This is a genomic window from Cryobacterium sp. RTC2.1 (assembly GCF_035018685.1).
Lineage (GTDB): Bacteria > Actinomycetota > Actinomycetes > Actinomycetales > Microbacteriaceae > Cryobacterium > Cryobacterium glucosi.
This window is the reverse complement of the sequence record NZ_JASJXJ010000007.1, coordinates 46,220-52,883: the sequence shown is the minus strand read 5'-3', so window position 1 is coordinate 52,883 and position 6,664 is coordinate 46,220. Positions and strand designations below refer to the sequence as shown.

Sequence of the window (6,664 nt, the reverse complement as noted above, 5' to 3'; positions counted from 1 at the left end):
CCGGTGCGGCGGCCGGTTCAGAGGTGCTTGTAGACGTCGGCGAGGGTGAGCCCCTTCGCCAGCATCATGACCTGCACGTGGTAGAGCAGCTGGCTCATCTCTGCGGCGGTTTCCTCGTCGCTCTGGAACTCCGCTGCCATCCAGACTTCGGCAGCTTCTTCGACGATCTTCTTGCCGATGGCATGCACTCCCGCGTCGAGTTCACGGACGGTTCCGGAGCCTTCCGGCCGGTTGAGTGCTTTTTCGCCCAGTTCAGCGAAGAGGTTGTCGAATGTTTTCACTCCCCTAGGTTACTAGTGCGCGTGCGAGTGCGCGGTCGCAGCAGTCCTCAGGAGAGCGATCCGGGCCTCGGGATCCGGGAAACCGAACACGCTCGAGCCGGCGACGAAGGTATCCGCGCCCGCCTCTGCGGCCACGACGATGGTCTCCTCCGTGATGCCGCCGTCGACCTGCAGCCAGATGTCCCTGCCACTGGCCCTGACGGCATCCGCCACCGTGCGGAGCTTGCGCATGGTCGACGGCAGGAAGCTCTGGCCGCCGAAACCGGGCTCGACGGTCATCACGAGGACCTGGTCGAATTCGGCGAGGAACTCGAGGTACGGCTCGATGGCGGTGCCCGGCTTCAGGGCGATGCCCGCGCGGGCGCCTGCTGCCCGGAGCTTGCGCGCAAGCGCGACCGGGTTGGTCGTCGCCTCACCGTGGAAGGTCACGGAGAACGCTCCGGCCTCGGCGAATTTCGGTGCCCACCGTTCCGGATCCTCGATCATGAGGTGCGCGTCGACGGGCAGCGCAGAGACCTGCATGATGCGCTCGGCGACGGGGAGCCCGAAGGTGAGGTTCGGCACGAAATGGTTGTCCATCACGTCGACGTGCACGAGGTCGGCGGTGCGGATGCGACCGAGGTCGCGTTCCAGGTTCGCGAAGTCTGCGGCGAGAATGCTGGGGCTGATCCTGATCGGCATGCCTTCACCCTATCGCCGCAGGCATGCCACCCCACTCCGTGAGGTGTCGCACATCGACCTTCATTCGCCCGGCGAACGTCGATATGCGACACCTCACGAGTATTGCTAAGCGGTGCGCTCGAGCAGGGTGATGAACATCGCGTCGGTTCCGTGGCGGTGCGGCCACAGCTGCACGCTCGTTCCGTCGCCCGGCAGGTCGAGCGGGGTGCCGCTGAATCCCTGGACGACCGCGGCCGTGTCGACGGCCCGCACCCGGTCTCCCCACTTCTTCAGCGCCGTGGCGACAATGCCGCGGCTCTCCGCGATGTGCGGTGAGCACGTGACGTATGCAAGGAGGCCGCCGGGCTTCAGTGCGCCGAGCGCCGCGTCGATGAGGCCGGACTGCAGGTCGGAGAGTTCGGCGACGTCGCGCGGAAGCTTGCGCCAGCGCGCCTCCGGCCGGCGACGCAGTGCGCCGAGACCCGTGCACGGTGCGTCGAGCAGGATGCGGTCGAATTCCTCGGAGTGGTTGACGGCGATGCGGGTCCCGTCGAGTTCCCAGACCGGAACGGTGCCCGGGACCGCGGAGAGGGCGCGGCGCACGAGCGTGGCCCTCGCCGGAACGAGCTCGTTTGCAACGAGTTCGGCGCCACCCGCGCGCGCTTCTGCGGCGAGCAGGGCCGCCTTGCCGCCGGGTCCGGCGCAGAGGTCAAGCCAGCGTTCTCCCGGCGTGATGGGGCGGGCCCGGCTCAGGGTGAGTGCTGCGAGCTGCGAACCCTCGTCCTGCACCCGGATGCGGCCGTCGTGGTCGGTGACGAGGTGAACGGGGTCTCCGCCCGCGAGCATGAACCCGACCGGGGAGTACTCGTTGGGTCGGCCGAGGCCGGCGGTCTCCTCTGCTGTCGTGATGCCAGGCAGCGCGACCATGTTGACCCGGGGGGCGGCGTTATCGGCGATAAGCAGGTCTTCGAGTTCGTCCTCACGGCCTTCGAGGCGCAGCGACTGCCTGAATGCGCGCACGACCCACACCGGGTGCGAGTGTTCGGCGGCGAGCCGGTCGTCCGCGGAGCCTGCTCCGGCGAGGACCCGTTCGCGCCACTCCTCCGGGGTCGAGCGGGAGATGGTGCGAAGCACGCCGTTGGTGAAGCCCGTCGCTGCACGGGAGCCGACCTGGCGGGCCAGTTCGACGGATTCGTTGACGGCGGCGTGGGTCGCGACGCGCGTCGCGAGCAGCTGGTGGGCGCCGAGGCGCAGTACGTCGAGAATGGCCGGGTCGATCGCGGAGACCGGCCGGCCGGCCGCTTCCGCGATCACGAGATCGTAGTAGCCCTGCATGCGCAGGGTGCCGTAGGTCAGTTCGGTGGCGAGGGCGGCATCCGCCGTGCTGAGGGCGGCCCGCTGGATACGGGTCGGCAGCAACAGGTTCGCGTAGGCGTCCGACTCACGGACGGCCGCGATGACGTCGTAGGCGACGCGGCGGGCGGGCTGGACGAAGCCCTGGTGCTGTTGGACGCTCATGAGGCGACCACGTCCGTCGCCGCCATGCCGCGCCACCAGTCGATTGCCTTCATCTGTGTCTTTCCAGCCGGTTGCACCGTGACGAGCTCTAGCGGCTCCGTCCCGGTTCCAACCAGCACTTTCTTGTCGAATTCGCGAATCACGCCCGCCGGAAGCGGCTGGGCGCCGTGGGTCGGCGCGAGGTCGAGGACCTTGAGGCGCGCTTCGCCGAGCATGGTGAAGGCTCCGGGTTCCGGCGTCACGCCGCGCACCCGGTTGTAGACGACCGCAGCGGATGCGGCCCAGTCGATCCTGGCGTCGGCGAGGCCGAGTTTGGCGGCCGTGGTGGGCTCGCCCACCTGGGGCACCGCCTCGATCGTGCCGGCCTCGAGCTGGTCGACGACGTTCCTGAGCAGCACGGCACCGCTGTGACTCAGGGAGTCGAGGAGCCCGCCGGCGGTCGCGTGCCGGGAGATCGGTTCGGAGAAGCTCGCGAACACGGCGCCGGCGTCGAGCTCGGCGACGAGCTGGAAGACCGCGGCTCCCGTCCGTTCGTCTCCGGCCATGATGGCGCGCTGCACGGGCGCTGCCCCGCGCCAGCGTGGCAGCAGGGAGAAGTGCAGGTTGATCCAGCCGAGGCGGGGAACGGAGAGCAGGGGTTCCCGCACGAGCCCGCCGTATGCGACGATGACGCCGAGGTCGGGTTCGATGGCTTCGATTCGTTCCGTCGCCGCAGCGTCGAGGCGATTGGTCTTGAGCAGCGGAAGTCCGAGCCCGGCAGCGGCCTGCGCGAGGGGTGACGGGGTGAGCACACGCTTCCGGCCGAGGGGGGCATCCGCCCGGGTGATGACCGCCGCGATGGAGTGCGGCGAGTCGGCAAGGGCCTGGAGACTGGGCACCGCCACCTGGGGCGTGCCCGCGAATACGAGTTTCATTTAGAGCAGCTCCGGGTCGTCGAATCGTACTTTGAGTGTAGGTGCCGGGCGGAAGGCGGCGCCTTTGGCCCGGCGGCGGCGCGCTGCATTGCGCACAATCGCCGCCTTCACGAGCCTGGCGACGTCGTCGCCGTCGACGTAGTTGAACCGCACGACGGCCCGGACGAGGGGGTCGACGGTTGTGACAGGACCGAGCACATCGAGGCCGGGAACGTCCGTGAGATCCTCGACCGCCGCTGCGACATCGGCGGCGGTCCCCGTCACAGAGGCGACGCGCACGGCGGGCGGGAAGCGCAGCTGCCTGCGGTCAGCGAGTTCTGCCGCTGCGAAGGCACCGGGCTGCCACGCGTTGAGCGCCGTCGCGAGTGCCCCTCCGACGCCGGCGAGCATGACGGACGCGCCGGGGGCGGCGAGGGCTGCTGCGTTGCTCCACCAGCGCAGGCAGTCCTCTGCGACGCCGAGGGACTCGCGGGCGAGCATCTTCTCACCGTCGAGCAGGAGGATCGCCCGGTAGCCGCCTTCGGGGATCGGCTCGGCACCGCGCGTCGCGACGACGAGGGCAGGGGCGGCCCCGATCTGCTGCAGCGGATGCTCCCCGTCGGCGACGAGGACCAGCGCGCCGGGAAAGGCGCGGCCCAGTTCCTCGGCGGTGCGCCCGGTTCCGAGCGACACCACCCGCAGGGACCTGCCCTCACAGTGCAGGCAACTCCAGCCTGCCGCAAGCTTGCCGCACCAACGGCAGGACGGCACGGCGTTCGCGCTCGCGAGGGCGAGCGGTCCCTGGCAGTGCGTGCAGCGGGCCGACTTCTTGCAGGTCTGGCAGGCGAGGGTCGGCGCGTACCCGGGGCTCGCGACCTGGACGAGGACGGGTCCGTCAGCGAGGGCGGCCCTGGCCACCTGCCAGGCGGCGGAGGGGATCCGGTTGGTCCGCTCCTGGCGGTCGGGACTGAGCTGGAATTCAGTAGGGATCACCCGGGGATGCCGAGGGCTCAGGGGATGCGCCTCGCCGAGAAAGCCCAGTTCGAGGAGCCGCTGCACGGGCACGCTGCGGGTGTGCCCGAAGAACATCAGTGCGCACCCGCTCAGGGCCTGGCGGACCAGTGCTGCGTCGCGGGCATGGACGTAGGGGCTGAGCGGTTCGGAGTGCAGGGGGTCCCCGTCGTCCCAGAGCAGGATCGCCCCGAGGTTGTGCGCCGGCGCGTAGACCGCAGACCGGTTGCCGAGGATGATCCGCGGGGTGGGTTCCAGGCAGGCGAGGAAGGCGCGGTAGCGCTCGGGGTTGGGCTGGCGGGCATCGACCCTGCTCACGGTTCCCGCGGGCGCGCAGGCATCGAGGGCGGCCTGGAGCTGGTCCTGGTCGCGGTAGTCGGGAACGCAGAGGATGGCGCTTCGCCCGCTCCGAACGGTTGCCGTGGCGAGTTCGGCCATCGTGGTGGCCCAGTGGCCGACGGTGCGCCCGTCCGGCAGGGCGACGAGGGCGGGTACGGCGGCCACGCTGAGGCGCCTCTGCTCGGCCAGGGCCGCGTCGAGCAGACCGGCCGGGTAGTCAGCGAAACCGGCGGATGCCGCGGGTTCGGCTTCCGGAGCAGGTTCGGCTTCGTCCTGCGCGGCTTCGTCCTGCGCGGCGAGCCAGGCCTTCTCGACCCGCACAGCGCGAGGGGGGATCGCGAGCCGGAGCACATCGCTCGCGTTGCCGGCCGCGCGGTCGGCGACGCGACGTGCGAGGCGCCAGACCTCCGCCGTGAGCACGGGGGCAGCGGACACGATGGCCTCGACCGGGCTCAGGGCGCCATGGAAGTCGGCGGCGGCGTCCTTCGGGGGCTCGATGCCGGACACCGGTGCGTTCAGGGTCGCGAGGACGGCTCCCCCGGCATCGAGGACCTCGATCAGGTAGCCGTCGGCGACGCGTCCCGCCGAGCGCAGGGGCACCCGGACCCGCACTCCCGGCCGCGCGGCCGCGGCGAGGTCGTCCGGGATGCCGTAATCGAAGAGATGGTCGAGCTGGGGCAGTGTCGACTCGATCAGGACGCGTGCCACGAGGCCCGTGCGTCCCATGATCAGATCCCGGAGGCGCTTCTCAGCTCGTCGACGCGGTCCAGCCTCTCCCAGGTGAACTCGGGGAGCTCGCGACCGAAATGACCGTATGTCGCCGTCTTCTGGTAGATCGGGCGGAGCAGGTCGAGGTGGTGGATGATCGCGGCCGGTCGCAGGTCGAAGACCTCGCGGATCGCCGCGGTGATCTCCTTGTCCGGCAGTGCCCCTGTTCCGAAGGTCTCGACGTAGAGCCCGACGGGCGCTGCTTTGCCGATCGCGTATGCGACCTGGATCTCGAGCCGTTCGGCCAGCCCGGCTGCCACGGCGTTCTTGGCGACCCAGCGCATCGCGTACGCGGCGGAGCGGTCGACCTTGGACGGGTCCTTGCCGCTGAAGGCGCCACCGCCGTGACGGCTGGATCCGCCGTAGGTGTCGATGATGATCTTGCGGCCGGTGAGTCCGGCGTCGCCCTGGGGGCCACCGATCTCGAAGCGGCCCGTCGGGTTGATCAGCATGGTCAGGCTCGAGGAATCGAGTTCGACGCGGGACAGCACCGGGCGGATCACGAGCTCTTCGACCTCGGCGCGAAGACGCTCCGTCGTGACGGAAGGGGCGTGCTGGGTGGACAGGACGACGGTCTCGACGGTGCGCGGGATGATGCCGTCGTAGCCGATCGTGACCTGGGTCTTGCCGTCGGGGCGGAGGTAGTCGAGTTCGCCGGACTTGCGGACTTCGGCGAGGCGTTCGGCGAGGCGGTGCGCGATCCAGATCGGGATCGGCATGAGCTCGGGGGTCTCCCGGGTGGCGTAGCCGAACATGATGCCCTGGTCGCCGGCGCCCTGGCGGTCGTAGTCTTCGGCGCTCGCCTGTTCGCGGTGCTCGAAGGCGTCGTCGACGCCCTGGGCGATGTCGGGAGACTGGCCGCCGATGGAGATCTCAACGCCGCAGGAGCGGCCGTCGAACCAGACGTCGGAGGAGTCGTAGCCGATGTCGGTGATGCACTTGCGCACGATCGACGGGATCTCGACGTACGCTTCCGTCGAGACTTCGCCGGCGACGTGGACGAGGCCGGTCGTGACCAGGGTCTCGACGGCGACGCGGCTGTTCGGGTCCTCGGTGAGGAGGGCGTCGAGGATGCTGTCGGAGATCTGGTCGCAGATCTTGTCCGGGTGACCTTCGGTGACGGATTCGGAAGTGAAGAGGCGAAGATCGCTCATCTGGCCTGTCTCTGTGTCGTTGGTAGAAAAGTATGGATGG

At 69.7% G+C, this 6,664-nt stretch carries 6 protein-coding genes; all 6 read right to left on the bottom strand.

Annotated elements, in window-relative coordinates; all coding sequences use genetic code 11:
- Positions 1-17: 17 nt before the first annotated feature.
- The 6 genes from QN357_RS02200 to metK all read right to left on the bottom strand — a co-directional run bounded on the left by QN357_RS02200 (position 18) and on the right by metK (position 6,624).
- Positions 18-281, bottom strand: a complete 264-nt coding sequence (locus QN357_RS02200; RefSeq protein WP_134448739.1) for a phosphoribosyl-ATP diphosphatase — start codon at positions 279-281, stop codon at positions 18-20.
- A 12-nt stretch (positions 282-293) separates the two neighbouring features.
- Positions 294-962, bottom strand: coding sequence for a ribulose-phosphate 3-epimerase (gene rpe, locus QN357_RS02195; RefSeq protein WP_134448740.1), 669 nt, complete (start codon positions 960-962; stop codon positions 294-296).
- A 105-nt stretch (positions 963-1,067) separates the two neighbouring features.
- Positions 1,068-2,459, bottom strand: coding sequence for an RsmB/NOP family class I SAM-dependent RNA methyltransferase (locus QN357_RS02190; RefSeq protein ID WP_322135780.1), 1,392 nt, complete (start codon positions 2,457-2,459; stop codon positions 1,068-1,070).
- Positions 2,456-3,373 (bottom strand): methionyl-tRNA formyltransferase, encoded by a 918-nt coding sequence (fmt, locus tag QN357_RS02185; protein ID WP_322140824.1) that lies wholly within the window; start codon positions 3,371-3,373, stop codon positions 2,456-2,458. Before fmt ends, QN357_RS02190 begins: the two co-directional genes overlap by 4 nt.
- Positions 3,374-5,428, bottom strand: coding sequence for a primosomal protein N' (locus QN357_RS02180; RefSeq protein ID WP_322140825.1), 2,055 nt, complete (start codon positions 5,426-5,428; stop codon positions 3,374-3,376).
- Positions 5,429-5,430: 2 nt separating this feature from the next.
- Entirely contained in the window at positions 5,431-6,624 is a 1,194-nt protein-coding gene (gene metK / locus QN357_RS02175; protein ID WP_134448744.1) for a methionine adenosyltransferase, read from the bottom strand.
- Positions 6,625-6,664: the final 40 nt, after the last annotated feature.

Excerpts from the sequence above, each read along its gene's own strand:
- metK (WP_134448744.1), bottom strand. The coding sequence starts at position 6,624 with ATGAGCGATCTTCGCCTCTTCACTTCCGAATCCGTCACCGAAGGTCAC.
- rpe (WP_134448740.1), bottom strand. The coding sequence starts at position 962 with ATGCCGATCAGGATCAGCCCCAGCATTCTCGCCGCAGACTTCGCGAAC.
- QN357_RS02190 (WP_322135780.1), bottom strand. The coding sequence starts at position 2,459 with ATGAGCGTCCAACAGCACCAGGGCTTCGTCCAGCCCGCCCGCCGCGTC.
- fmt (WP_322140824.1), bottom strand. The coding sequence starts at position 3,373 with ATGAAACTCGTATTCGCGGGCACGCCCCAGGTGGCGGTGCCCAGTCTC.
- QN357_RS02180 (WP_322140825.1), bottom strand. The coding sequence starts at position 5,428 with ATGGGACGCACGGGCCTCGTGGCACGCGTCCTGATCGAGTCGACACTG.